The 24,747-nt window shown below is 62.9% G+C and carries 23 protein-coding genes; 12 read left to right on the top strand and 11 right to left on the bottom strand.

Annotation, left to right across the window (positions count from 1 at the left end; translation table 11 throughout):
- Positions 1-185 precede the first annotated feature (185 nt).
- Both FJ956_RS19240 and FJ956_RS19235 read left to right on the top strand, forming a co-directional pair.
- Positions 186-1,334 (top strand): aminotransferase class I/II-fold pyridoxal phosphate-dependent enzyme, encoded by a 1,149-nt coding sequence (locus FJ956_RS19240; protein ID WP_140678413.1) that lies wholly within the window; start codon positions 186-188, stop codon positions 1,332-1,334.
- 6 nt (positions 1,335-1,340) lie between these two features.
- Entirely contained in the window at positions 1,341-2,270 is a 930-nt protein-coding gene (locus tag FJ956_RS19235; RefSeq protein ID WP_140678410.1) for a glutaminase, read from the top strand.
- Between the two features lie 124 nt (positions 2,271-2,394).
- Here FJ956_RS19235 and FJ956_RS19230 read toward each other — a convergent pair whose 3' ends face one another.
- Positions 2,395-5,340, bottom strand: coding sequence for a ribonuclease E/G (locus FJ956_RS19230; RefSeq protein ID WP_140678407.1), 2,946 nt, complete (start codon positions 5,338-5,340; stop codon positions 2,395-2,397).
- Positions 5,341-5,432: 92 nt separating this feature from the next.
- Between FJ956_RS19230 and FJ956_RS30535 the strand changes: the two genes are divergently transcribed.
- The 9 genes from FJ956_RS30535 (at position 5,433) to FJ956_RS19190 (ending at position 14,553) form a co-directional block, all read left to right on the top strand.
- On the top strand, positions 5,433-5,570 hold the full coding sequence (locus FJ956_RS30535; RefSeq protein WP_176477023.1) for a hypothetical protein: 138 nt from the start codon (positions 5,433-5,435) through the stop codon (positions 5,568-5,570).
- Positions 5,571-6,043: 473 nt separating this feature from the next.
- Positions 6,044-7,243 (top strand): N-acetylmuramoyl-L-alanine amidase, encoded by a 1,200-nt coding sequence (locus tag FJ956_RS19225; protein ID WP_246672088.1) that lies wholly within the window; start codon positions 6,044-6,046, stop codon positions 7,241-7,243.
- 230 nt (positions 7,244-7,473) lie between these two features.
- Positions 7,474-9,930, top strand: coding sequence for a penicillin-binding protein 1A (locus FJ956_RS19220; RefSeq protein WP_140678403.1), 2,457 nt, complete (start codon positions 7,474-7,476; stop codon positions 9,928-9,930).
- 181 nt (positions 9,931-10,111) lie between these two features.
- Positions 10,112-11,243, top strand: a protein-coding gene (gene prfB / locus FJ956_RS19215) for a peptide chain release factor 2 (RefSeq protein WP_140678401.1) whose coding sequence is annotated in 2 segments (ribosomal slippage) — positions 10,112-10,177 and positions 10,179-11,243 — 1,131 coding nt in all. Because the reading frame shifts where the segments join, the coding sequence is not laid out codon by codon here.
- A gap of 30 nt (positions 11,244-11,273) precedes the next feature.
- Complete coding sequence (locus FJ956_RS19210; protein WP_140678399.1) at positions 11,274-11,678, top strand: GFA family protein; 405 nt, start codon at positions 11,274-11,276, stop codon at positions 11,676-11,678.
- Positions 11,679-11,975: 297 nt separating this feature from the next.
- Positions 11,976-12,353 (top strand): hypothetical protein, encoded by a 378-nt coding sequence (locus FJ956_RS19205; protein WP_140678397.1) that lies wholly within the window; start codon positions 11,976-11,978, stop codon positions 12,351-12,353.
- Positions 12,354-12,539: 186 nt separating this feature from the next.
- A complete protein-coding gene (locus tag FJ956_RS19200) occupies positions 12,540-12,908 on the top strand; it encodes a GFA family protein (RefSeq protein ID WP_140678395.1) in 369 nt (122 codons plus the stop codon).
- 137 nt (positions 12,909-13,045) lie between these two features.
- The gene (locus FJ956_RS19195; protein ID WP_112099652.1) at positions 13,046-13,696 is read left to right on the top strand and encodes an OmpA family protein; all 651 of its coding nucleotides are present in this window, start codon (positions 13,046-13,048) and stop codon (positions 13,694-13,696) included.
- 254 nt (positions 13,697-13,950) lie between these two features.
- Positions 13,951-14,553 (top strand): hypothetical protein, encoded by a 603-nt coding sequence (locus tag FJ956_RS19190; protein ID WP_140678393.1) that lies wholly within the window; start codon positions 13,951-13,953, stop codon positions 14,551-14,553.
- Between the two features lie 197 nt (positions 14,554-14,750).
- Here the strand turns inward: FJ956_RS19190 and FJ956_RS19185 are convergent, their stop codons facing one another.
- The 7 genes from FJ956_RS19185 to FJ956_RS19150 all read right to left on the bottom strand — a co-directional run bounded on the left by FJ956_RS19185 (position 14,751) and on the right by FJ956_RS19150 (position 22,246).
- Entirely contained in the window at positions 14,751-16,307 is a 1,557-nt protein-coding gene (locus FJ956_RS19185) for a DEAD/DEAH box helicase (RefSeq protein WP_181170227.1), read from the bottom strand.
- A gap of 190 nt (positions 16,308-16,497) precedes the next feature.
- Positions 16,498-17,271 carry an NAD kinase gene (locus FJ956_RS19180; protein ID WP_140678387.1) on the bottom strand — a complete coding sequence of 258 codons (774 nt, stop codon included), beginning with the start codon at positions 17,269-17,271 and terminating at the stop codon, positions 16,498-16,500.
- A gap of 430 nt (positions 17,272-17,701) precedes the next feature.
- The gene (locus FJ956_RS19170) at positions 17,702-18,460 is read right to left on the bottom strand and encodes an MBL fold metallo-hydrolase (protein WP_140678385.1); all 759 of its coding nucleotides are present in this window, start codon (positions 18,458-18,460) and stop codon (positions 17,702-17,704) included.
- Positions 18,461-18,463: 3 nt separating this feature from the next.
- Positions 18,464-19,528 carry an ABC transporter ATP-binding protein gene (locus FJ956_RS19165; RefSeq protein WP_140678383.1) on the bottom strand — a complete coding sequence of 355 codons (1,065 nt, stop codon included), beginning with the start codon at positions 19,526-19,528 and terminating at the stop codon, positions 18,464-18,466.
- Positions 19,525-20,307: an ABC transporter permease gene (locus FJ956_RS19160; RefSeq protein WP_140678381.1), complete on the bottom strand. Its 783-nt coding sequence runs from the start codon at positions 20,305-20,307 to the stop codon at positions 19,525-19,527. The genes FJ956_RS19165 and FJ956_RS19160 overlap by 4 nt, the downstream gene beginning before the upstream one ends.
- Before the next feature lie 2 nt (positions 20,308-20,309).
- Entirely contained in the window at positions 20,310-21,155 is an 846-nt protein-coding gene (locus FJ956_RS19155) for an ABC transporter permease (RefSeq protein ID WP_140678379.1), read from the bottom strand.
- An 8-nt stretch (positions 21,156-21,163) separates the two neighbouring features.
- On the bottom strand, positions 21,164-22,246 hold the full coding sequence (locus FJ956_RS19150) for a spermidine/putrescine ABC transporter substrate-binding protein (protein ID WP_140678377.1): 1,083 nt from the start codon (positions 22,244-22,246) through the stop codon (positions 21,164-21,166).
- Positions 22,247-22,339: 93 nt separating this feature from the next.
- Here FJ956_RS19150 and FJ956_RS19145 point away from each other — a divergent pair, with 93 nt between their 5' ends.
- Entirely contained in the window at positions 22,340-22,954 is a 615-nt protein-coding gene (locus tag FJ956_RS19145) for a TetR/AcrR family transcriptional regulator (RefSeq protein WP_140678375.1), read from the top strand.
- A gap of 276 nt (positions 22,955-23,230) precedes the next feature.
- On the opposite strand, the gene FJ956_RS19135 is transcribed toward FJ956_RS19145, so the two are convergent.
- From FJ956_RS19135 to FJ956_RS19125, 3 genes are all read right to left on the bottom strand, one after another.
- The gene (locus tag FJ956_RS19135) at positions 23,231-23,458 is read right to left on the bottom strand and encodes a hypothetical protein (protein ID WP_140678373.1); all 228 of its coding nucleotides are present in this window, start codon (positions 23,456-23,458) and stop codon (positions 23,231-23,233) included.
- Positions 23,459-23,466: 8 nt separating this feature from the next.
- A complete protein-coding gene (locus tag FJ956_RS19130; protein WP_140657593.1) occupies positions 23,467-23,712 on the bottom strand; it encodes a hypothetical protein in 246 nt (81 codons plus the stop codon).
- Positions 23,713-23,795: 83 nt separating this feature from the next.
- Entirely contained in the window at positions 23,796-24,497 is a 702-nt protein-coding gene (locus FJ956_RS19125) for a Crp/Fnr family transcriptional regulator (protein ID WP_140678371.1), read from the bottom strand.
- Positions 24,498-24,747 lie beyond the last annotated feature (250 nt).

Raw genomic sequence — 24,747 nt, 5'->3', positions numbered from 1 at the left:
AGGTCCACTGGTAGACGAGCGGGCGAAAGATGAAAAGTCGGCGCCGGCAACTTCCTGCGCGCTTGTGATCCCCACATCAATCGGGCATTTGTGCGGCGCTGTCCTTTAACTAGGGCAGTTCAACGGCAAGTCTGCTCTGGCTTGCGTCCAGAATTCGCCGAAATAGAGCAGTTGGAAGAGGTCAGATGGTCGTTTCGCTTTCGCGCCGAGGGGAAGTCGAGCCCTTCCACGCCATGGACATCCTGGCCGAAGCCAACCGGCTGAAGGCCACCGGAGTGCCCGTGGTGTCGATGGCCGTCGGCCAACCATCGGATCCCGCGCCGGTCGGCGTCCGCGAGGCGGCGGCCGCGGCCCTGCGGCATGGCCGCATCGGCTACACCGACGCCTTGGGTCTCGCCGATCTGCGCAAGGCGATCGCGGCGCATTATGGCGAGCACTATGGGATCGACGTCGCGCCATCGCGCATTGCCGTCACGACCGGCTCGTCCGCCGCCTTCAACCTTGCTTTCCTGGCCATGTTCGATCCGGGCGACCGCGTCGCCATCGCCGCGCCCGGCTATCCGGCCTACCGCAACATCATGGCCGCGCTCGGCATCGAGATCGTCGAAATCGAGCTCGGCGCGGATGCCTATCTGCATGCCGAGCACCTCAAGGCCGCGCATCGCGACAAGCCGCTGAAGGGCGTGCTGTTCGCCAGCCCCGCCAATCCGACCGGCGCGGTGATTCCGGCCGACGAGCTTGCCGCGCTGGTCAGGACGGCCGAGGAACTCGGCATCGCCGTGATCTCGGACGAAATCTATCACCGGCTGGCCTACGCGGCGCCGGATGTCACCGCGCTGGAGCACGGCGCCGGCGTGACCGTGATCAATTCCTTCTCGAAATACTATTGCATGACCGGCTGGCGCGTCGGCTGGATGGTGCTGCCGGAAGAGCTTGTCCGGCCGGTAGAGCGTGTCGCCCAGAGCCTCTATATCTCGCCGCCTGAACTGTCGCAGGTCGCAGCGATCGAGGCGTTCAAGGCAACGGCCGAGCTGGAAGCGGTGAAGGCGCGCTACTCCTGGAACCGGGATCTTCTGATGAAGCGCCTGCCGGAACTCGGCTTTGCGCTCGCCGCGCCGATGGACGGCGCCTTCTATGCCTTCTGCGATGTCACCCGCCACACCAATGACAGCATGGCCTTTGCGCGCAAAATGCTGGCCGAGGCGCATGTCGCGGCGACGCCCGGCCGTGATTTCGACCCGCTGCAAGGCCATCGCACCATGCGCTTTTCCTATGCCGGCAGCCATGACGACATGGTCGAGGCGCTGGCGCGCATCGAACGCTGGCTGAAATAGAAAGCCATGCCGGAACTCGAGCAGGCACTGGCCGAAGTGGCCGCCGAAATGGGGCAGCGAAGCGATCGCGGCGAGGTGGCGACCTACATCCCGCAGCTCGGCAAGGTCGACCCGAAGAAATTTGGCATCGCCGCCGTGACCAATGACGGCCGCGTCATCCTTGCCGGCGATGCCGATCAACCCTTTTCGATCCAGAGCGTCTCGAAAGTCTTCACGCTCACGCTGGCGCTTGGCAAGGTCGGCGACGCGCTATGGCATCGCGTCGGCCGCGAGCCGTCCGGCAACCCGTTCAACTCGATCGTCCAGCTCGAGCACGAGAACGGCATCCCGCGCAATCCGTTCATCAATGCCGGCGCCGTCGTCGTCTCCGACGTCCTGCTCGCCGGCCATCAGCCGCGCGAGGCGATCGGCGAAATCCTGCGCTTCATCCAGTTCCTCGCCGATGACGAGACGATCATCATCGACCGCGAGGTGGCGGCCTCCGAGCGCGCCACCGGCTACCGCAACTTCGCCCTCGCCAACTACATGAAATCCTTCGGCAATCTCCATCACGAACCGGAGCTGGCGCTGGGGGTCTATTTCCACCATTGCGCGATTGCCATGAGCTGCCGTCAGCTCGCTTTGGCCGGCCGGTTTCTTGCCAATGGCGGCAGGAACCCGGCGACCGGGCATTCGGTCGTCTCGGCCGAACGGGCGCGCCGCATCGGCGCGCTGATGCTGACCTGCGGCCACTATGACGGTTCCGGCGATTTTGCCTTCCGCGTCGGCATCCCCGGCAAAAGCGGTGTCGGCGGCGGCATTCTCGGCATCGTTCCAGGGGTTGCTTCGCTGGCGGCGTGGTCGCCCGGCCTCAACGAGAACGGCAACTCCAAGCTCGGCTCCATCGCGCTGGAGAAGCTCGCCAGGATGATGAACTGGTCGATCTTCGCGCCATAAAGCAGCAAAACGCTGGCGTTTTTCCACCCGGAACTGCGTTGGAAAGCCTTTCGGCGAAATGAAAAATCCCGCGCCGGAGCGGCGCGGGATTGTTTCAAAAGGTCAGCCTAACGATCTGAAAGGTCTAGAAAAAGCCCTTGCGCTGCCACCAGCCGGCGCGCTTCGGCTTGTCTTCGGCCTTGGCCTCGTCGGACACCTTCGAAGACACGACGGGAACGACCGGCGCGTCGACCGACTGCGGCTTGCGCCGCGTCGGGTGGGCGCTGGTGGCAGGCTCGGCCTCGGTGGCCGCGGGAGCGGTAGCTGTCGGCTCCGGCTCGGCAGCCACGGGCGCGACCTGGGCCTCAGCCACAGGTTCGGACACCGTCTCGGCCGCGGCTTCCTCGGACACCTTCTTAGCCCTCGAACGGCGGGGCTTCTTCGGCTTTTCGACCGCCTCGGCATCGTCATTAGCTGCCGCCGGAGCGGCAGGTTCTTCCGCAGGAGCGGCGATTGCCGGCTCGCTTGCGGCGTCCTGGCCTTCAACCGACTCACCCTCGATATCGCCGACAGTTTCGCCGGCAACGGCGTCTGAAGCTTCGTCCTCACGGCGGTTGCGCTTGCCACCGCGCTTCCCGCGCCGGCGCTTCTTTCCGGAACCGTCGTCGGCAGCGGCCGCCACGGCCTCGTCGCCGGCGATCACCTCCTCGGCGGTCTCTTCCGTTGCATCATCATCATCGGCTTCGCCGGCTTCCATCGGCGCCGCCGCGACGTCCCCGTTGTGCTCGCGGTCGCGATCCCTGCCGCCGCGCCGCCGCCGACGCTTGCGACGCTTGCGATCACGGCCTTCGCCATCCTCGGACCGCTGCTGGTGCTGGCCCTGCTGCGCGTGGCGCGGCTGTTCGGCCTGGGCCGAGACTTCATCTTCCTCTTCCTCGACGACGATCTCGTCCTCGGGCTCTTCCGGCTCGACATAGGCCGGCAGGCTGCGCACCTCGACAAAGCCTTCCGGCTTCTCCGCAACGGCGCCGCGGAAGATCGCGTAGTGCTGAGTGCCGAGCGTCTCGTCAGCCTCGATCGTGATCGTCAGGCCGAAGCGGGCTTCGAGTTCCACCAGGTTGGCGCGCTTGTGGTTGAGCACATAGAGCGCGGTCGCCGACGGCGTGCGCACGACGATGTGGCTGCGCGAATCCTTGAGCAGGAATTCCTCGATCGCCCGCACGACCATCAGCGCCACGGAGGAATCGGAGCGCACATGGCCCGTGCCGCCGCAATGCGGGCAAGGCTTCATGGTCGATTCCAGCACGCTGGCGCGGATGCGCTGGCGCGACATTTCCATCAGGCCGAAGTGTGAGATGCGGCCTACCTGGATGCGGGCGCGGTCGTTCTTGAGGTGATCCTTCAGCCGCTTCTCGACGGAGCGGTTGTTGCGGTTCTCCTCCATGTCGATGAAGTCGATGACGATCAGACCGGCAAGGTCGCGCAATCGCAACTGCCGCGCGACTTCCTCTGCCGCCTCCAGATTGGTGTGGAGCGCGGTCTCCTCGATCGAATGCTCCTTGGTGGAGCGGCCGGAGTTGACGTCGATCGAAACCAGCGCCTCGGTCTGGTTGATGATGATGTAGCCACCGCTCTTCAGCGTCACCTGCGGCTGCAGCATGCGGTCGAGCTGCGCCTCGATGCCGTTGCGCACGAAGATAGGCGTGGTGTCGCGGAATGGCTGAACCACCTTGGCGTGGCTCGGCATCAGCATGCGCATGAAATCCTTGGCCTCGCGGTAGCCGTCTTCGCCGGAGACCAGGATCTCGTCGATGTCCTTGTTGTAGAGGTCGCGCACCGAACGCTTGATCAGGCTGCCTTCCTCATAGACCAGGGCAGGGGCCGAGGACTGCAGCGTCAGGTTGCGGACGTTTTCCCAAAGCCGCATCAGATATTCGTAGTCGCGCTTGATTTCCGCCTTGGTGCGGCTTTCGCCGGCAGTGCGCAGGATGACGCCCATGCCCTGCGGCACGTCGAGATCGGTCACGACCTCCTTCAGCCGCTTGCGGTCCTGGGCGTTGGTGATCTTGCGCGAGATGCCGCCGCCGCGCGCCGTGTTCGGCATCAGCACCGAATAGCGGCCGGCAAGCGACAGATAGGTGGTGAGCGCCGCGCCCTTGTTGCCGCGCTCTTCCTTGACCACCTGCACCAAAAGGATCTGGCGGCGCTTGATGACTTCCTGGATCTTGTACTGGCGACGCACCGGCTTGCGGCGGTTGCGGATTTCCTCGAGCGCGTCCTCGGCGCCGACCGATTCGACCTCGTGCTCGTCCGAGTGCGAGGCCGAGACGTCCTCCAGCATGCCGCGATCATCGTCGCTGGCGGCGGCTTCGCCGCTCTGCTCGGGCTGATCCGCCTGCGGGACCGCCTCGGAAATCACATCTGCTTCGATGCTGGCGGCAATCGAGGTCGGGCCACCTTCGGATGGCTTGCCATCCTCATCGTCCGTGGTGTCATCTCCGCCAGCCTCGGCGGCAGGTTCTTCAGCCGTTTCCGATACGGCCTCGACGGCCTCGGAGGCTGTTCCGGCATTTTCTGCCGGGGTATCGGTCTCGCCGCCGGCTTCCTCGCCCCCGGCAACCTCGGCGGCGGTTTCGTCAACGGCTATAGTCTCGACCGTGCTTTCCTCGTTCTCAGAGGAAGCGTGCTTGTGTTCGCCGCGGTCGCGGCTCTTGCCGCCACGACGCCGGTTGCGCCGGCCGCCGCGATCGCGCGCCTGCTGCTCTTCGCCGTTCTCGGCCTCCTCGTCGTCTTCGTCTTCGGCCTCCTGCGCTTCGGCGCGCAGCAGGGCCTGACGGTCGGCGACCGGGATCTGGTAATAATCGGGATGAATTTCGCTGAAGGCGAGAAAACCGTGACGGTTGCCGCCATATTCGACAAAGGCTGCCTGGAGGGAAGGTTCGACGCGGGTTACGCGGGCGAGGTAGATGTTTCCTTTGAGCTGCTTCTTGTCCTGGGATTCAAAGTCGAATTCTTCGATGCGGTTACCGCGAACGACAACAACGCGTGTTTCCTCCGGGTGGGAGGCGTCTATCAGCATTTTGTTGGGCATTATTTTGTTTCCTGCCGGCAGCCGACAGCGGCAGCTGGCGTGGCAATGCCCGCCGCTGTGCGCCTGTATCTGTGTGCATGCCGGATAATTGAATGTCCGCCGGCCGCCGCTTGAGCGCAATGGCGGTGCCGCCCGCAGCCATTACGGCGCGGTTTGATGCGGACCTTTCCATGATTGCGCTTGAAGCCATCGGCACCCGGCAGAACCTTTTGAACCAAAGCCCGGGCTAAGCCGGACCAGCTTGTTTGCTCATAAAGAGCCGGCGCGGGACCAACCCGGCCGTTTTCCTCACGCAAGCGATTCCCCCGCCACGAGGGCACGCCTGCGAAAATCGTCGCGACCACCCGAGCCTGGAAGGGTAAAGGAGCCGCCTTTGCATCCAACCTTTGGCAGGAAACTGCTGAGGCGAGCGGTTCCAGGATTGCAGTGATCCAACGTCGCTTTTATGATTTGGCGGGATGGAAGGCAACCCCGATTTCGGATGCCGGCAAAAAGCGCTTCCCCCGGGGAAGGTGCCTTCTTCCCGCTCCATGAAAGGCTTGGTTAACCTTCTCTGAATACCAATCGTTAATCGAGTTGGCGGCCTGACAGGCACTGTGCGAGAAAACCGGGCGCAATGCGTCAAACCGGGAGCGACGGATAAGAGATGGGACCGGCGGGCGCCGCAGACAAGAGGGGTGGGGCCGCTGGGCATTTCCTGCGCGTGGCCTGGACTGCCTTGCTGCTGGCGCTGTTGTTCTGCCTTACAGCCGCCGCGCGTGCCGACACTCTGCTTGGCGCGACCGGCTACAAGATGGCCGGCGACGCCACAAAGATGCGCATCGTCGTGAATTTCGACCGCGAGCCGGACGTCAAATGGTTCCTGCTGCGCGGCCCCAATCGCCTGGTCGTCGATCTGCCGCGCACGCGATTCGGGCTCGACGCCAAGGATGTGAAGCCGCGCGGCCTTGTGCGGGCCGTTCGCTACGGCGATCAGGGACATGGCTCGCGCCTGATCCTCACCGGCAAAGGCCCTTTCGCCGTCGACAAGCTCGACGTGCTCAAGAACGACGACGGCAGCGGCTATCGCATCGCCATCGATATGTCGGCTGCCTCCGAGAGGGAGTTCGACGAAGCTCTCGCCAACCAGTCGCTGACGACCGGTTCGACGGTTTCGACCGAAAAGGGCGAGCGGGTCGGCACCGGACCGGTCTCGGCGCCCGGCCATCACTTCACGGTGGTTATCGATCCCGGTCATGGCGGCGTCGATGGCGGCGCCGAAAGCTCCGCCGGCACGGTCGAGAAGGACGTCACGCTCGCTTTTGCAAAGGAACTGCGCGACAAGCTGGCCGCGGTCGGCAAATACGATGTCTACATGACACGCGACGACGACGTGTACCTGGCGCTCGACGAACGCGTGCGCATCGCGCGCCAGCACGAGGCCGATCTTTTGATCTCCATCCATGCCGATACGATCGCCGTCAAAGGTCTTCGCGGCGCCACGGTCTACACGCTTTCGGACAAGGCTTCCGATCCGGAGGCCCAGGCGCTCGCCGATCGAGAGAACCTGTCCGACCAGTTCGCCGGACTGAAGATCGAGGACGACAACAAGGAAGTCACTGACATCCTGATCGACCTGATCCGCCGTGAGACCCATGGTTTCTCTATGAGCTTCGCCCACACGCTGGTCGGTCAGCTGTCGACGAGCGTCGGCCTGATCAACAATCCGCAGCGTTCGGCCGGCTTCAGGGTGCTCAAGGCTCCGGACGTGCCATCCGTCCTGGTCGAGCTCGGCTACCTCTCCAACAACAAGGACGAGGCGCAACTGCTGAACGCCGACTGGCGCGGCAAGGCGGCGCAAAGCATAACCAACGCGGTTGCCCTGTTTGCCGCCGCCAAGGCCGGAACCGCGACGGGCGGCTGACCCGCCGCACCTGCCTGCAACCGCCGGACGTCTGCAACCACAAGCAGCGTTGCATGACGACAACACCCGGCGTTATTATTCGGCAACCGAGTCCTCAAATTTCGCGCTGCCGTATTTTGTCCACATGGCCGCGACATGGGTTTTTCGATTGCGGATTGGGACCGCCCCGGGAAGCTTGCGCGACTGTCGGCTTCGTTTAGGAAATTCCCGAACCTCGGACTGGAGCGGGCATGATTCGTCTCATCGGCTATTTCTTTGGCATCGGCACGACGCTGGCGCTGCTGGTGGCGGCCGGTCTTGCCATCTACATCAGCCATCTGACCAAGGACCTGCCCGACTACGAGGTTCTGGCCAAATACGAACCGCCGGTGACGACGCGCATCCACGCCTCCGACGGCGCGCTGATGGCTGAATATGCGCGCGAGCGGCGTCTCTATCTGCCGATCCAGGCCATCCCGGACCGCGTCAAGGCCGCTTTCATGTCTGCCGAGGACAAGAACTTCTACAACCATCCCGGCATCGACATCACCGGCCTTGGCCGCGCCGTCATCGTCAACCTGCAGAATCTCGGTTCCGGCCGGCGGCAGGTCGGCGCCTCGACTATCACGCAGCAGGTGGCGAAGAACTTCCTGCTCTCTTCCGATCAGACCTATGAGCGCAAGATCAAGGAGATGATTCTGGCCTTCCGCATCGAGCAGGCCTATTCGAAGGACCGCATCCTCGAACTCTATCTCAACGAAATCTTCTTCGGCTTTGGCGCCTATGGCGTCGCGGGCGCCGCGCTCACCTATTTCGACAAGTCCGTCAACGAGCTGACTGTCGCGGAAGCCGCTTATCTCGCCTCGTTGCCGAAAGGCCCGAACAACTATCACCCCTTCAAGCACGCCGACCGTGCCCTGGAGCGCCGCAACTGGGTCATCGACCAGATGGTCGAGAATGGCTACGTCACCCGCGAGGAGGGCGACAAGGCCAAGGCCGAACCGCTCGGCGTGACGCCGCGCCGCAACGGTTCCTACCTGTTTGCCGGCGAGTACTTCACCGAGGAAGTCCGCCGCCAGATCATCGCGCGCTACGGCGAGAACGCGCTTTACGAAGGCGGCCTGTCGGTGCGCACCACGCTCGATCCGAAGGTCCAGCTTATCGCCCGCAAGGCGATGCAGAACGGCCTGCTCAAATACGACATGCTGCGCGGCTATCGCGGTCCGGTGACGCATATCGACGTCTCCGGCGACTGGGGCGTGCCGCTCGGCAATGTGAAGGGCCTCGAGGACGTGCCGGAATGGACGCTGGCCGTCGTGCTCGACAGCTCGGCAACCGGGCTGACCATCGGCATCCAGCCGACGCGGCAGATTTCCGGCGATCTGGTCAAGGAACGTGTCCAGGGCACCGTCAGCAAGGAGGACATGGGCTTCGCCATGCGCCACTTCGTCAACGGCAAGTCCGTCAGGGCGAAGTCGCCGGCGGAAGTGCTGGAGCCAGGCGATGTGGTCTTCGTGCAGAAGAATGACGGCTCCGACAACACCTACATGCTGCGCCAGGTGCCGGAGGTCGAGGGCGGCCTCGTCGCCATGGATCCGCACACCGGCCGCGTGCTCGCCATGGTCGGCGGCTTCTCCTACGCGCAGTCGGAATTCAACCGCGCCACCCAGGCGATGCGCCAGCCCGGTTCCTCGTTCAAGCCGATCGTCTATTCGGCGGCGCTCGACAATGGCTATACGCCGGCCTCGGTGATCATGGACGGCCCGATCACCATCCAGAGCGGCAACACCACCTGGACGCCGAAGAACTATGACGGCACGGTCGCCGGTCCGGCCACCTTGCGCTCCGGCATCGAGAAGTCGCGCAATCTGATGACCGTGCGGCTCGCCAACGACATGGGCATGAAACTGGTCGTGGAATATGCCGAGCGCTTCGGCGTCTACGATCATCTGGCGCCCTATCTGCCGATGGCGCTGGGCTCCGGCGAGACGACCGTCATGCGCATGGTGTCGGCCTATTCGATCATGGCCAATGGCGGCAAATCGATCAAACCGTCGCTGATCGACCGCATCCAGGACCGCTACGGCAAGACGGTGTTCAAGCAGGACGACCGCGGCTGCGAAGGCTGCAACGCCGCCGACTGGAAGAACCAGCCGGAGCCGGAGCTGGTCGACAATTCCGAGCAGGTGCTCGACCCGATGACCGCCTACCAGATCACCTCGATGATGGAGGGCGTGGTGCAGCGCGGCACCGGCGCCACCATCGGCGAGCTCGGCCGCCACATCGCCGGCAAGACCGGCACGACCAATGACGAGAAGGATGCCTGGTTCATCGGCTTCACCCCGAACCTCGTCGTCGGCCTCTATATGGGCTACGACACGCCGCGCGGCCTTGGCCATGGTGCCACTGGCGGCGGCTTGGCAGCCCCGATATTCAAGGACTTCATGCGCGTTGCGCTCGACGGCAAGCCGAACACCGACTTCCAGGTTCCCGATGGCATGAAGCTGATCGCAATCAACCGCAAGACCGGCATGCGTGCCGCCGAAGGCGATCCGAACACCATCATCGAGGCGTTCAAGCCCGGCACCGGTCCGGCCGACAGCTACTGGGTGATCGGCATGGGCGCCGATGGCTCCAACGGTTCCGGCGCGGGGCTGTCGCCGCAGGCCAACCAGGCCATCCAGGACGGCGGCGGCGGCCTCTACTGACCTCCTGAATTCTCGAAATGGGCCGGCGACTTATTCCTAGACCGTGACCTTTTCCGAAAACCGGTTTCCACTTTTCGGTCACGGTTGAGCCGGCCCATTTCGCTTTACAGGCGGCGATGCCGTGCCTATGTATCGCGCCTATTCCGAAAAGACCGAAAAGAACAGGACCGAACGAAGAGCCATGCGCGCGGAAACGCTCAACATTGTAGACGAGATCAGGCAGGCGATAACCCTGCTGAGGAGGCATCTTTGACTGGGATCAGGCTGTAAAGCGGCTTGAATACCTGAATTCGCGCGCCGAGGATTCCAGCCTCTGGAATGATCCGATCGAAGCGCAGAAGCTGATGCGGGAGCGCCAGGAGCTCGAGGACGGCATCGCCGCCGTCAAGGGGATGACGCAGGCGCTGGAAGACAATATCGGCCTGATCGAGCTCGGCGAGGAAGAGGGCGACGACGGCATTATCGCGGAAGCGGAGGCGGCGCTGCGTTCGATGCAGGGCGAGGCGAAGGCCCGCCAGGTCGAGACGCTGCTCTCGGGCGAGGCCGACGCCAACGACAGCTATCTCGAAATCCATGCCGGCGCCGGCGGCACCGAGAGCCAGGACTGGGCCTCGATGCTCCTGCGCATGTACACGCGCTGGGCTGAGCGCCGCCGCTTCAAGGTCGAGGTGCTGGAAATCCATGACGGAGAAGAGGCGGGCATCAAGTCCGCCACCGTGCTGATCAAGGGCCACAACGCCTATGGCTGGCTGAAGACAGAGTCCGGCGTCCACCGCCTGGTTCGCATCTCGCCCTATGACAGCAATGCACGCCGCCACACGTCGTTCTCCAGTATCTGGGTCTATCCTGTCGTCGACGACAAGATAGAAATCGACGTTTCCGAATCCGATGTGCGCATCGACACCTATCGTTCCTCGGGTTCGGGCGGCCAGCACGTCAACACCACCGACTCGGCGGTGCGCATCACCCATTTGGCGACCGGTATCGCGGTCGCCTGCCAGGCCGAGCGCTCGCAGCACAAGAACCGCGCCAAGGCCTGGGAAATGCTGCGCTCGCGGCTTTACGAGGAAGAGCTGAAGAAGCGCGAGGCGGTCGCCAACGCCACCGAGGCGTCGAAGAGCGATATCGGCTGGGGCCACCAGATCCGCTCCTACGTGCTGCAGCCCTATCAGCTCGTGAAGGATCTGCGCACCGGCGTCGAAAGCACCTCGCCGTCGAGCGTGCTCGATGGCGATCTCGACGAGTTCATGGAAGCCTCGCTCTCGCATCGCATCGAGGGCGGCGCCGGCGAAGCGGTGGCGGACCTCGATTAGGAGTCCCGGCGCTACACGACGGAGGAGCCGGTGACGCGCACACTTACCGGAAAATGCTTTTGCGGCGCCGCCCGCTACGAGGTGGCGGACGAGTTCTCTTACGCGGCCAACTGCCATTGCTCGAACTGCCGGCGCACCACGGGGTCGGCGTTCAAACCCTTCGCCGGAATCGAGCGCGAAAAGTTCCGTCTCGTCACGAGCGAGGACGAACTACTGATCTTCGGCGACGTGAGCGGCCACGACGCGCATTGCGGCCGATGTGGCTCGCTCGTCTATTCATTGGTGCGTGATGGCGCCTACGTCCATGTCGCCATGGGGACGTTGATGGACGATCCAGGCATTCGCCCGAGCGCACATATCTTAGTCGGTTCAAAGGCGCCGTGGTTCACGATTACAGACGATCTGCCGCAATATCGTGAACATGTCGACGGCTGAAGGCCGGAACCTCCGTCAGCGGAACTTCGTTCTTAGGCACCCTGGGCGCAGGTCGGTCGTCTGGTTCTTACCAGCCAAGTCTGCGCATCTTTCCGTCGCCGAGGCTTGAAGCCCGGCGCGCCGCCACGGCGCGCCCACTTCTTGCGCTGGCTATGGAATCAGCTCAGCATTCGGGCTGTGGGATAAAAGCATTTATGGCCGGGTGCGGCATATCTGCGACCGACGATCCGGCCACTGGGAAGATACGTTCCGGGAACGGGCAAGCGAAAACGCTTGATGCTCGAAAGGAACGTTTCGATGTCTGCTGCCATATCAAGATCGGCCCAAGCCGTTCGACCGGCTGGCCGACTTTTGTTTTCCCTGTTCGCTGTTGGAGCCATCTCGGTGCTGGCGCCGCCGGCCATCGCGCACGACGCCCAGCCCACGGCGGCCATGCCGCAAGGCTGGAAATACCCCTTTGCCTGTTGTGCCAACTTCGATTGCAAGGAGGTGCCGCAGTCGTCGATCAGCGAGCGGCCCGAGGGCTATGTCATAAAAGGCACGGGCGAGGTGGTGGCTTACGCCGACAAGCGGGTCAAGAATTCGCCCGACGGCGAGTACCACTGGTGCGCGCATCAGGCCGGGCTCGACGCCGGCAAGACCATCTGCCTGTTCGTGCCGCCACCCTCTTACTAGGGCTTTGGACCTGCCGCGGAAGGCAAGACGCGGGCCTCGATCCACGGCAGCAGAATGCTGCATACCCTGCTGACAGACAGTTGTCAGGACGGCTTCTTTATGTTGCCTTGCCACGGAGCAATTCCAGGTTTTCCGTTCGGAATTGCGTGAAAGAAAGCGCGTGGCGGACAAGGGAGAGGTGAGTCCATGACCATCAAGGGAAGCTGCCATTGCAAGGCGACAACCTTCGAGGTTGCCGAGGCGCCGCGGACGGTGACGCAATGCACATGCTCGTTCTGCTCGAAGCGCGGGTCGCTATGGGCGTATTATGTGCCGTCGCAATTCAAGCTCACGAGCCCGTCGGAGAACGTCTCCTTCTATCGCTGGGGCTCGAAGACCGTAAAGCACGGGTTCTGCGCCACCTGCGGCTGCGGCACCTTCACCGAAACGCCTGATTGGTCGACCGGAAAGCCGGACTTCGACAACCCGAAGATCAGCGTCAATTCGCGCCTGTTCGACGATTTCGACCTGGATAAGGTCGAGGTGGTGGTCATCGACGGCAAGAATTTGTGGTAGACGCGAAGCGGGAACGACCGCCAGACTTTGCCGGCCGTATCCCCGTTCCGTTTTTCGCCGCATTTCATGCTACAAGGCTGCGGAAGGGCTGATTTGGCGCGGTCGCAAAGGCCGCGAATTGGAGAGGGACCAATCTCATGAAGAAGACTGTGCTCGTCGCCGTTGCGACGGCTCTATTGGTGAGCGCCTGCACCACCACCGATCCGTATACCGGCGATCAGAAGATCTCCAATACGGCAGCCGGCGCCGGCCTCGGCGCGCTGGCAGGCGCCAGCCTCGGTCTGCTGGCCGGCGGCAATGACCGCCGCAACGCCCTGATCGGTGCAGGCATCGGCGCGCTCGCAGGCGGCGCGATCGGCGCGACGATGGACCAGAACGAGGCGGAGCTTCGCCGTCAGCTGCAGGGCACCGGCGTCAGCGTCACCCGCAGCGGCGACCAGATCATCCTCAACATGCCGTCCGACATCACCTTCAATGTCGACCAGGACGCGGTGAAGCCGGGCTTCTATCCGGTGCTGAATTCGGTAGCGCTGGTGCTGAAGAAGTTCCGCCAGACCACGGTGGACGTTTTCGGCCACACCGATTCGACCGGCGGCGACCAGCACAATTTCGATCTGTCGCAGCGTCGCGCGCTTGCCGTCGCAAATTACCTGTCCGGCCAGGGCGTCGATCAGCGCCGCTTCGCCGTCACCGGCTTCGGCAAGACCCGCCCGATCGCATCCAATGCGACCGCCGCCGGCCGCGAGCAGAACCGGCGCGTCGAAATCCAGCTGTCGCCGCTCACCTGAGAGAAAACGGCGCGTGGAGGCGCAACTCCATCAAGGCAAACGGCCCCGTTCGGGGCCGTTTTTGTTTGAAAGGGTCCAAAGATGGGGTCGAAGGTCTTAGGACATTAGCTTTTTCTAATTGATACTTTTCCAGAGCCGAGGAAAGGACTACCATCCTGCTGTTCCAGAGGGGATGGGGCGGTCAATTGGCCGCGCAATCAACATCTACCGCCCCGGTCTTGCACGGCCAGATCAAGGGAATCTGGGAGGAATGAATGACAAGAACAGCTCGCTTGGGGCGCTGCGGCGTTCTCGCTTTGGCGTGTCTTATCGGCACATCGTTCGGGGTCGCCCGGGCCGAAGACGCCAACAAGGCCGACATCGAAGCCTTGAAGAAATCGCTGGCCAAGTATGAAGATTACACGGCCGCTGTCCGCGACCTCTATTTGTCGACCGTCGGCTGCGTCCACTATAGCGGCGAGAAGATAGACGGCGCGATGTACTATCCGAAGGGCGCCATGGGCATCCATTTCGTCAACGTCCCGAGTATCGGCAAGCCGCTCGATCCGATGAAGCCCAATGTCCTGATCTACGAGCCGACGAAGAAGGGCTTGAAGCTGGTCGGCGTGGAATGGCTGGTGCCGCTGACACCGGACACCAAGGCGGCACCGACATTGTTGGGCCAAAAATTCATGGGGCCGATGGAAGGGCACTATCCGCTCATTCCGAGGGAGTTCGTCCACTACGACCTGCATGCATGGCTGTTCAGGGACAATCCGAACGGCATGTTCACCCCAACGAACCCGAACGTGAAATGCAGCAAGGCCGATTTCCCCATGCTGGAGAAGCCGACCAAGATGATGCCGGGACCGATGTAGGCATCGCCTTTGGCTGGATTGCCTAATGCATGTCTCCCGAAAGTGGGAACCGGTTTCGGGACAAAGACATGCATAGAATCAATAACTAAAGCGCATGGAGCGAATCTGAAAGATCGCGACGCGCTTTAGGGCGAAGCAGAAAAGAAACGGCCCCGTTTACGGGGCCGCTTTCATTCCAGGCTATGCTGGCATCGACTTCAGACCTTCGCGACGATCCGCATGAAGGCCGGCACGTCGTCACCGAAGCCGACGGTTGCGTCGTCTTCTTCCTGACGGTGGCGGCCGGGGCGGTCGCGCTGCGGACGGGCGTCGCCGCGCTGCTCGTGACGGTTGCCCGGGCCCTTGCGCTCGTTCTCGGAACGGATCGCGTCCTTGCGGGCGCGGCGTTCGGCGATATCGGCCACTTCGGCGACAGGCTGTTCCTCGCGTGCCGTATCGGGCGTCTCGTCGCGCTTGGCGTGACGGTCCTTCTTGCGCTCGCCGCGGTCCTTGCGATCGTCCTTGCGGTCCTCGTCCTTGCGGCCGGCACGCCGCGGCGCGCCGCGGCCACGGCGCGGCGCCTCGTCCTCGGCTTCGCTGGCGACGACGGTCGACAGATCGCCGTCATGCCACTCGATCTTGGTGCCGATCAGGCGCTCGATGGCGTCGATATATTTGGTGTCGGACTTGGTCGCGATGGTGAACGACTTGCCCGAGCGCCCGGCTCGGCCGGTGCGGCCGATACGATGGACATAGTCCTCGGCATGGATCGGCACGTCGTAATTGAAGACATGGCTGACATCGGGAATGTCGAGGCCTCGCGCGGCGACATCGGAAGCGACGAGATAGCGCAGCTTGCCGTCGCGGAAATTGGCCAGCATCTGCATGCGCGCCCGCTGGTCCATGTCGCCATGCAACGCCCCGGCGTCGAAATCATGCTTCAGCAGCGAGCGGAACAGCTCCGACACCTCGATCTTGCGGTTGCAGAAGATAATGGCATTCTTCAGCTCGGCGTCTTCGGCCTTCATGAGATTGCGCAGCGTCTCGCGCTTGTCCCAGGGTTTTGAGCCCGACTTGACCAGCCGCTGGATGATGTTGGTTGCAGCGGATGCGGCCTTGGAAACCTCGACGCGGACCGGCGCGTGCAGGAATTTTTCGGTGAGCTTGGTGATCTCTGGCGGCATCGTCGCCGAGAAGAACAGCGTCTGGCGCGTGAACGGGATCATCTCGCAGATGCGCTCGATGTCGGGAATGAAGCCCATGTCGAGCATCCGGTCGGCCTCGTCGATGACGAGAATCTCGACGCCGTTGAGAAGGAGCTTGCCGCGCTCGCGGTGGTCGAGCAGGCGGCCGGGCGTGGCTATCAGCACGTCGGCGCCGCGCTCGAGCTTCTTGTCCTGCTCGTCGAATGAGACGCCGCCGATCAGAAGCGCGATGTTGAGCTTATGGTTCTTGCCGTATTTGATGAAGTTTTCCTCGACCTGCGCGGCCAGCTCACGGGTCGGTTCGAGGATCAGCGTGCGCGGCATGCGGGCTCGCGCCCGGCCCTTTTCCAGGCGCGTCAGCATCGGCAGCACGAAGGAAGCGGTCTTGCCGGTGCCGGTCTGGGCGATACCCAGCACGTCCTTGCCGAGCAGCGCATGCGGGATGGCGCCGGCCTGGATCGGCGTCGGCTTGGTGTAGCCGGCATCGGTGACTGCGGAGAGCACCTTCGGCGACAGGCCGAGGTCTGAGAATGTCAACGCTTCTTGAGCGATCGTGGTGTCTGAGGACAAGTGTTTGTTGTCTTTGTTGGTTGGGAAAATCGCGACACAGCAGCCGCGACAGGCGCCGCGCGCCTGCAAGATCGGTGTTGCAGTTAGGCGCAAGCCCTCGATTTGTCAACAGAAACGGACCGAAATACAGCGATTGTGAAGACGTAACCTTAATCGCGACGCTTAATCGAAACAGTATCGTTGCGCCGGCTCAGTAGCGGAACTGCTCGGCAAGGATGCGTTCGTTCCATGAATGGTTCGGATCGAACAGCAAAGTTGCCGTCGCCGTCGGCGATTCCCGCACGGTGACGGAGGCCACCGCCTTGACCTCGGTATGATCGGCCGCGGCATTCACCGGGCGCTTTTCGGCTTCCAGGATGTCGAAGCGTATGGTCGCCTTGTTGGACAGCAGCGCCCCACGCCAGCGGCGCGGTCGGAAAGGACTCACTGGCGTCAGCGCCAGAAGCGGCGCATCGAGCGGCAGGATAGGTCCATGTGCCGATAGATTGTAGGCGGTGGAGCCGGCGGGCGTCGCGATCATCACGCCGTCGCAGTTGAGCTCCTCCAGCCGCACCTGGCCATCGACGGTGATGCGGATCTTCGCCGTCTGGTAGGACTGGCGCCACAGCGCCACCTCGTTGATGGCCGGCGCCGAAACGGTTTCGCCGTCATGCGTCACCGCGACCATTTCGAGCGGCCGGATCGTCTCGGCGACCGCGTTGGCGATGCGTTCCTCGAGGCCACCGGCGCGATATTCGTTCATCAGAAAGCCGATGGTGCCACGGTGCATGCCGTAGACCTTCTTGCCCGTGCTCATCGTCTCGCGCAGCGTCTGCAGGAGAAAGCCGTCGCCGCCGAGCGCAATGACGATCTCGGCCTCCGCGACAGGCACCTGCCCATAGCGCGCGGACAGGCTTTCCAGCGCCGCGCGGGCGTCGTCGGTATCGGAAGAGACGAAGGCGAAACGGTTGGAGGCTTTGCTCATGGCTCCCGGAGGGCGACCGTCTGCGGGGCCGCGCCGGCGACGGCGTAGCATGCGCCACCCACATCTGTGAAGGGCGCTGCGCTGGTGGGCGGGTCACACCTGACAATCGCGCTTCGTGACAGCCGCGACATGAATGTGATGGCTGCTATGGTTAAGACGGAGCTTAAACACTCGTAAAGCCGGATCGATCATGTTAGCCGACAGTGGATGGGTTGGCGGGGGCTGGCCAGTCGAGAGACCTGTCTATTGCCGGTAACGCGTCTGATCATAGTCTTCCTGATGATGGGAAGTTTCGCGCTCATGTTCGCTGAACTGGTGCGTCATTCCGAAGAGATGAGCCAGCGGCCGCAGCCGACGGCATCCCGTTGTGGCGACGCCACGGGAACACCTTGCCCGCAAAGGGCGCTGTAGGCCGCGCTTTTCTGCTCGCTCAACCACCCTGCAGGTGACAGCCGGGCTTTCGCTTTCCCGCGACATATTCGTCGATGAGTTGCCGATAGCGCACCTTGCCGAAGCTCGGAAAATGGCCGCCATGCACGACCGAGACGTCGAGGTCGCGCATGGCGAGCAGCGTCCCGACATAGTCCTCGATATCGGAATGATAGACGTCGTCGATCAGCGGCCCGTCATAGACGATGTCGCCCGACAGCAGGATGCCGGTCCTTTTCTCGTAAAACGCGATGCCGCCGGGCGAATGTCCAGGCGTGTGGATGACCTCGAAGGCGCGGTCGCCGAGATCGATGACGTCGCCATGCCCGAGCAGGCGGTCGGCCGGCGCGGGCAGGATGCGATAGCGCGCCGTGTCCCAGCCCGCCGGCGCGCCGTCGAACATCTCCTCATTGGCGTAACGGTCGGCGACCGTCCATTCGTTGCGCGGATCGGCAAGGATTTGGGCCTCGGCCGAATGCACGCAGCGGTCGGGAAATTCGTGATGGCAGCCGATATGGTCGAAATGCGTGTGGCTGGCGACGCAGGTAAGCCCGCGCTCGCTCACCAGCGGCACATAGCGCCGTAGGCTGAAATGGCCAAGGCCGGTATCGAACAACAGATCGCGGTCGCGCCCGCGCACATGCCACATGTTGCAGCGGAAGAACGGCTTTATCCACGGCTCATGGATGAGCGTGACGCCGTCGCCCATGCGGATGGTTTCGTACCAGTCCGGAGCCTCGATGACCGGAAGCATACCCATGGATCAGTCCGCCAGCAGGATGATGTCTTGAGCGTTGCATGAAACCGGGATCGTGTCGCCTGCCTGAACGGTGGCGGAAGCGGGAGCCTTGGCGATGAACTGCAATGCCGGGTCCTGCATCGAGGTGGCCAGCACGCGCTTGAAGCTGCCCTGGAAGACGACATCGCCGACCTTGGCCGTGCCCAGCGCGACATCGCTTTTTACTTCGCCGAGAACCAGGTGCTCGGGCCGAATGGCGAGCGCGACCGGGGCGCCGGCAGGCGGGGCACCTGGCAGTGAAATCGGCCCCACCGCCGTGGAGACCGTGACGGTCCCGTTCCCCGCCTCGGTGACTGTGCCGGCAAGGATCGTGCTCTCGCCCATGAAGGTAGCGGAAAAGCGCGTCGCCGGCCGCGCATAGACCCGCTCTGGCGGACCTTCGTCCTCGATGCGTCCGTCATTCATCACCACGCAATGGTCGGCCAGCGCCATCGCTTCTTCCTGGTCGTGCGTGACATGGATGAAGGCGGTGCCGACGCGCTTCTGGATCGCCTTCAACTCGTCCTGCATCTGCCGGCGCAGCTTGAGATCGAGCGCGCCGAGCGGCTCGTCGAGCAGAAGCACCGCTGGTTCGACGACCAGCGCGCGGGCGAGCGCCACGCGCTGGCGCTGGCCACCGGAAAGCTGATGCGGCTTCTTGTCGAAGGCGGCCGCCAACCCGACAAGCGCAAGTGCCTCGCGCGCCTTGGCCGCCCGGGCCGCGCCATCGACGCCCTGCATGCGCAGCCCGAAGCCGACATTGCCGCCGACGCTCATATGCGGAAACAGCGCGTAGTCCTGGAAGACGGTGGTCGTCGGGCGTTTGGCCGGCGGCACCGCGGTGCAATCCGCGCCGCGGATGAAGACCTTGCCTTCGCTCGGCGTGACGAAGCCGCCGAGGATCGAAAGCAGCGTCGTCTTGCCGGAACCGGACGGGCCGAGCAGGATCGTATAGCTGCCGGGCTCGATCGCCAGCGAGACGTTCTTCAGCACCGGTAGCTGGCCGAAGCGATGCGAGACGTTGCGGATATCGACCAAGGGCGCGCTCATGCCGGCTTTCTCCGCAACAGCGTCAGCTCGAAAAACACCACCAGAACGATGGAGACGGCAAAGACCAGCGAGCCGACGGCATTGGTCTTGGGATTGAGGCCGGAGCGCAGCAGGTTCCAGATTTCCACGGGCAGCGTCGTCTCGAAACGGGTGAGCAGGAAGGAGATCACGAACTCGTCCCAGGAGAAGGTCATCGACAGGAAGAAGCCTGCGAAGATCGCCGGCGCCATGACCGGCACGGTGATCATGAGCAGCACCTTCCATTCGGCGGCGCCGAGGTCGCGCGCGGCGCGCTCGATGTTGATCTGGTGATCGCCCATCTGACTGTAGATGATGGCGAAGCAGAGCGGCAGGTTGATCACGACATGGCCGATGCCGGCCGCAAGCAGCGATTTCGGCACGCCAGCCCAGTTGAACAGCACCAGCAAGCCCATGCCGATGATGAGGTAGCTGACGGTCAGCGGCAGAGTGATCAGGCCGCGCAGGATGGCCGAGCCCGGCAGCACGAAGCGGGCGAAACCCCAGGCGGAGAGAAAGCCTAGCGTGACCGAAGCAAGCGAGGAGAGCACCGCCACCAGCAGCGAATTGACCAATGCCGAGGTGAGCCGCGCATCGGACAGCACCGCCTGGTACCAGCGCAGTGACGGGCCGGTGAAGGGCGGGATCGGAAACGACGTCGCCTGCAGCGAAAACAGCACCAGCACGACCACCGGCAGGAAGATGAAGCCGTAGACGGCGATGGCGTAGACCCAGGCGGCGAAGCGGACGGCGGCGCGCATCGTCACGCCCGCTCGATCTTCAGCCAGCGCGCGCAGGCGAGATAGGCGATGGTGACGACGGCCATCAGGATGATCGACAGCGCGGAAGCCAGCGGGAAATCGCCGCGGCGGCCGATCTGCATCATCACGAGCTGCGGCATGAGCAGCTCGTTGTTGCCGCCGAGTATCTGCGGCGTGATGTAGTCGCCGATGCAGAGCACGAAAGTCAGGAAGGTGCCGACCATGATGCCGGGCAAGGTGAGCGGCAGCACGACATGCACGAAGGTGCGCACCGGCCCGGCGCCGAGGTCCGCGGCGGCCTTGCGGTAGCTCGGGCTGAGCTGCTTCAAATTGGCGAAGATCGTCAGCGTCAGAAGCATGACGAAGAAATGCACGAAGCCGGTGACCGTAGCGAAGCGCGTATTGGCAAGCTGCAGCGGCTCGCCGACGAGGCCGATGCCGGTCAGTGCCCGGTTGATGACGCCGTTCTGCGCCAGCACCAGCAGCCAGGAATAGGAGCGCACGACATAGGAGGTCCAGAACGGCAGCACGGCCAGCATCAGCGCCAGCCGTTGCCAGCGCTCCGGGACTTGTTCCGCCAGGATCCAGGCAAAGGGATAAGCAAGCAGGATCGAGATCACGGTGACGATCGCCGTCACTTCCAGCGAGTTCACCATCGCCCGCCAGTAGGACGGGTCCGTGAAGAACTGACTGTAATTGGCTAAAGTGAAGCCGCGTCCTTCATGCGCAGTGAGGCTGGAAAACCCCATGGCGATGAAGGGCAGCACAAAGAACAGAAGCGTCCATGCCAGCGCCGGCGTGACCAGCGCCCAGGGCAGGGCACTCGAATTGTTTCCCGCGGATGCCATCGGCCGATTTACTGCGCCTGCAGCATCTCGGTCCACATGTCCTGCATCTTCTTGTCGAGATCGGCGTTCGGCGCCGGATAAGCCTGGGCGCGGGCGAGGAAGCCCGGCTGCTCGTCGAAGCGCAGGATCTTCTTCTGTTCCTCGGTCAGCGCCGCCTTGGTGTTGGACGGCATGCCCCAATAGCAGGACGAGGTCGCAAGCCGCGCCTGGCCTTCCGGGCTCATGATGTACTGGATGAACTTCAGCGCCATGTCCTTGTTCTTGGAATCCTTGAACATGGCGAGCGACTGCGACCACAGCACAGCACCCTCCTTCGGGATCGAGAAGTCGAGCGCCGGGTTTTCCTTGGCGAGCCCCGCCGTCACCCATTCGCCGCCGCCGACCAGGATGTCGACTTCGCCGGTGGCTAAGGCGGTCTGGCTGGCGGTGACTTCGCCGACCAGCTTGGCGTTGGCCTTCATCTTGAGAAGCTCGGCCTTGAGCGCCGGCAGGTCGGCTTCGGTGATCTCGGCAGTCTTCTTGCCGATGGCGAGCGCCGCCATGCCGATCACCGGCAGGTAATAGTCGTAGATCGCGACTTTTCCGTTGTACTTGTCGCTGGTGAGCGAGGCCAGCGACTGCATGTCGGCCGGATCGACCTTGGTCTTGTTGAAGCCGATCGTGTTGTAGCCGAACTTTTCGGTGATGCCGTAGCGCTTGCCGTCGACAACGGTGGACTTGTCCATCCTTACTTCCGGAAAAAGGTCGGCGAAGGGCAATTTGTCCTCGGGCAGCGGCTCGAACAGGCCTTTCTCGACGCCGCGCGGCACGTCGATGGAATCGATCACCATCACGTCCCAGTCGCCCGGCTGCGACTGGTCGACGATGGCGAGACCGGCGCCGGTGCCCTCGAATTCCTTGACGTTGACCTTGATGTTGTTGGCCTCCTCGAAGGGCTGCAGCAGCGCCGGATCGGAATGGTCGCACCAGATCAGCGCGTTGAGCTCGGCGGCCTGGGCGCCGCCCATAGCGAGCAGCAGCGCCGCGGCCGCGCAGGCGGCTGAAAGATGAGACTTCAGGATGGAAAGCGGAGTCCGGGCATTGACGGTCATCGAGTGTTCTCCCTGCCTTGCTGGCTTGTTGGAAGAAAAGTTGAACCAATTCTAAAATTGAGTCAATTATGATTTTGTGGCAGAGAGGCCGATATGAGTGGATTGCGCGAACGGCAGAAGGCAGACAGGCACCGCCGCATCATCGATGCGGCGACGGAGCTTTTCCGCGAGGCCGGCTATGAAGGCGCCAAGATCGAGGCGATCGCAGCGCAAGCAGAGGTCTCGATCGGCACCATCTACAACTACTACCAAAACAAGGGCGACATCCTCGGCGCCATCGTGTCGATGGAAGTCAACGAGGTGCTGAACGCCGGGCGAGGGGTGGTCGCCAGCCCGCCGGCAAATGTCGGCGACGCGCTCGACACACTGATCGGCATCTACATCGAGCACTCGCTGAATTATCTCAGCAAGGAGATGTGGCGCCAGGCGATGGCGATCTCGACGCAACTGCCCGACAGCCCCTTCGGCCAAGCCTATACCGGGCTGGACCGGGAACTGACCAATCAGATCAGCGCGCTGATAGTCCGCCTGCAGAAGATCGGCCTTGTGCGCTCGGACATCGATGGGCCGGCGGTTGGCGAGCTGATCTTCAACAACATGAACATGATGTTCATCGAGTTCGTGAAGCGCGACGAGGCGAAGATACCGGAATTGCGCGCGGCGATACGAAGGCAGAACCGGATATTGGTGGCGGCGATTGGGGTGTGAGCCTCAGGAAAGGTCCCGGCATGCAAAGTTTCGCTTGATGAGCGGGCGTTAATCGAGCTTCAGGATGCGCCCCTTGTCGAGGCGGAATATTCCGTCATTGCCCCCCTGGGACTCAAAATCGGTCTGCAAATCGTCCCATGTGCCGAGATTTTGCCCGCAATCAGCGCACCTGATTGGCGTTGAGGGCTGGGCGTCGGCCGGGATCTGAAGGCGGATCGTCCCGCAAAAGGGGCACTCCAAAAGGTGATCCAGATATGCGCCTGCCATTGTCTTCATTCAGGGAACCTCGGCGTCGAATTCAACCGCAAATCCTGCGTCGATCGCGGCTCGTGCGATGTGATCGCCAAGTTGCCAATCCGTCAACTCGCAGAGTGGGAACATCTGTCTCACGGCATGGACAGAGTCGGCGATCGAAATGCTGGGATCGTAGACCTTATCGATCAGGTAGCGGACAATCGCCTGCCGAACGTCCGACGAAATGGCTGTCTGGGCGACCGTGAGCATCTCTGATCCTACGAATGGAGCCGCATTTCCTCGCCCTCGGCCATCGTTGCGTCGAAGGCCACGGGAATGCCGTGAACGATGCAGGCCGCCGCCAACATACCCTCCAACTCGTGGTCGCTTGTTCTGCAGGCAGGCATAAGTGTCCGGATGGCGCGGATTGCCTGTGAGATGGAAAGGAACCGGGCTCGCCCCCTGGAAAGGACATAGGCCTCGGTCGCCTTTTCAACAGTGACGCTGTGAAAAGCGTTGGTCATTGCGAGTTCCTCCCTGAACCCAAACCAACGTGATTTACGCCCTATTTTCAGCGACCATCAAGCATATGTACGCTTCCGGACAATCAGCCGGAGACAATGCCGAAATGGCGTTGCTCTTCCTCGCCATAGGCACCGTGTGTGAGCTTTATCAGTCCGCTGCGATCGACGATCGTGATCTCGCCACGTCTGGCCTGGACCAGCCCCCGATATTCAAGCATTTGCAGGGCCGTTGTGACCCCTGGGCGCCGGGCGCCAAGCATGGTCGCCAGAAATTCGTGCGTCAGGTAAATCCTGCTTCCTGAAGAGCGATCGTGGACCATGAGCAGCCACCGAGCCAGTCGCTCCTCGATCTTCGAGTGGCCGTTGACCAGCGCGGTCCGGGAGGCCTGGATGAGGAAGGCGTTGGCATATCGAAGCAACGATCGGCCAAGGGTCGGGCTTTTTGCGAGGGCCGCGCGAAGATTTTCAACCGGCAGGCACCAGCCCTGGCCAGCGATCTGAATGTAGGTCTCGTTGGGAGAACTCTCCTGGCCGAGAATGACCGTAACACCCGTCATACCATCGTGGCCGATGATGCCGACTTCGCTTTGTCGCCCTCCAGTCATGGCAGCGACTACCGAAGCGATCCCCGTCTCGGGAAAATACACCTGCTCTATCGGCTGATATCGGACCTCTAACTGATCTTTGATGCCTAGTTCGACGTGATGTATCGACGGCTGCAAGAGTGCGAAATCATCAGGGGCGATGGATTTCAGTACGTGATTGCGAAAAGTGGATTGAGGCATGGCTCTTCTCCCGTTGCGGGCAAGAGCACTTTCCTCTCACTGTCGGCTGCATCCGTACGTGTCTGGCGGCCGATATCGAAAGCGTAGGCTTCCGACGGCCGATTAGCAACGACGGCTCGCTTGCATGCCAAACTTTGCCTGCCGGATTTCGCATCGCTTAAGGCGCGGTATGTTTTGCCCCCTGTGGCCAATGCGGAACGCCAGTAGATACGCCGGGGAATTGAAAATATTAGGCGAGCGGAACAAAATC

This window comes from Mesorhizobium sp. B2-4-3 (genome assembly GCF_006442815.1).
Taxonomy (GTDB): domain Bacteria; phylum Pseudomonadota; class Alphaproteobacteria; order Rhizobiales; family Rhizobiaceae; genus Mesorhizobium.
The sequence above is the reverse complement of the archived record's forward strand: the minus strand, read 5'-3'. Positions and strand labels throughout refer to the sequence as shown.

Coding starts and splice junctions, on each gene's coding strand:
- FJ956_RS19150 (WP_140678377.1), bottom strand. CDS start 22,246: ATGACCGTCAATGCCCGGACTCCGCTTTCCATCCTGAAGTCTCATCTT.
- FJ956_RS30535 (WP_176477023.1), top strand. CDS start 5,433: ATGTCCGCCGGCCGCCGCTTGAGCGCAATGGCGGTGCCGCCCGCAGCC.
- FJ956_RS19135 (WP_140678373.1), bottom strand. CDS start 23,458: ATGCTCACGGTCGCCCAGACAGCCATTTCGTCGGACGTTCGGCAGGCG.
- FJ956_RS19160 (WP_140678381.1), bottom strand. CDS start 20,307: ATGCGCGCCGCCGTCCGCTTCGCCGCCTGGGTCTACGCCATCGCCGTC.
- FJ956_RS19170 (WP_140678385.1), bottom strand. CDS start 18,460: ATGGGTATGCTTCCGGTCATCGAGGCTCCGGACTGGTACGAAACCATC.
- FJ956_RS19230 (WP_140678407.1), bottom strand. CDS start 5,340: ATGCCCAACAAAATGCTGATAGACGCCTCCCACCCGGAGGAAACACGC.
- FJ956_RS19190 (WP_140678393.1), top strand. CDS start 13,951: ATGACAAGAACAGCTCGCTTGGGGCGCTGCGGCGTTCTCGCTTTGGCG.
- FJ956_RS19125 (WP_140678371.1), bottom strand. CDS start 24,497: ATGCCTCAATCCACTTTTCGCAATCACGTACTGAAATCCATCGCCCCT.
- FJ956_RS19235 (WP_140678410.1), top strand. CDS start 1,341: ATGCCGGAACTCGAGCAGGCACTGGCCGAAGTGGCCGCCGAAATGGGG.
- FJ956_RS19195 (WP_112099652.1), top strand. CDS start 13,046: ATGAAGAAGACTGTGCTCGTCGCCGTTGCGACGGCTCTATTGGTGAGC.
- FJ956_RS19200 (WP_140678395.1), top strand. CDS start 12,540: ATGACCATCAAGGGAAGCTGCCATTGCAAGGCGACAACCTTCGAGGTT.
- FJ956_RS19180 (WP_140678387.1), bottom strand. CDS start 17,271: ATGAGCAAAGCCTCCAACCGTTTCGCCTTCGTCTCTTCCGATACCGAC.
- FJ956_RS19205 (WP_140678397.1), top strand. CDS start 11,976: ATGTCTGCTGCCATATCAAGATCGGCCCAAGCCGTTCGACCGGCTGGC.
- FJ956_RS19130 (WP_140657593.1), bottom strand. CDS start 23,712: ATGACCAACGCTTTTCACAGCGTCACTGTTGAAAAGGCGACCGAGGCC.
- FJ956_RS19145 (WP_140678375.1), top strand. CDS start 22,340: ATGAGTGGATTGCGCGAACGGCAGAAGGCAGACAGGCACCGCCGCATC.
- FJ956_RS19220 (WP_140678403.1), top strand. CDS start 7,474: ATGATTCGTCTCATCGGCTATTTCTTTGGCATCGGCACGACGCTGGCG.
- FJ956_RS19240 (WP_140678413.1), top strand. CDS start 186: ATGGTCGTTTCGCTTTCGCGCCGAGGGGAAGTCGAGCCCTTCCACGCC.
- FJ956_RS19155 (WP_140678379.1), bottom strand. CDS start 21,155: ATGGCATCCGCGGGAAACAATTCGAGTGCCCTGCCCTGGGCGCTGGTC.
- FJ956_RS19165 (WP_140678383.1), bottom strand. CDS start 19,528: ATGAGCGCGCCCTTGGTCGATATCCGCAACGTCTCGCATCGCTTCGGC.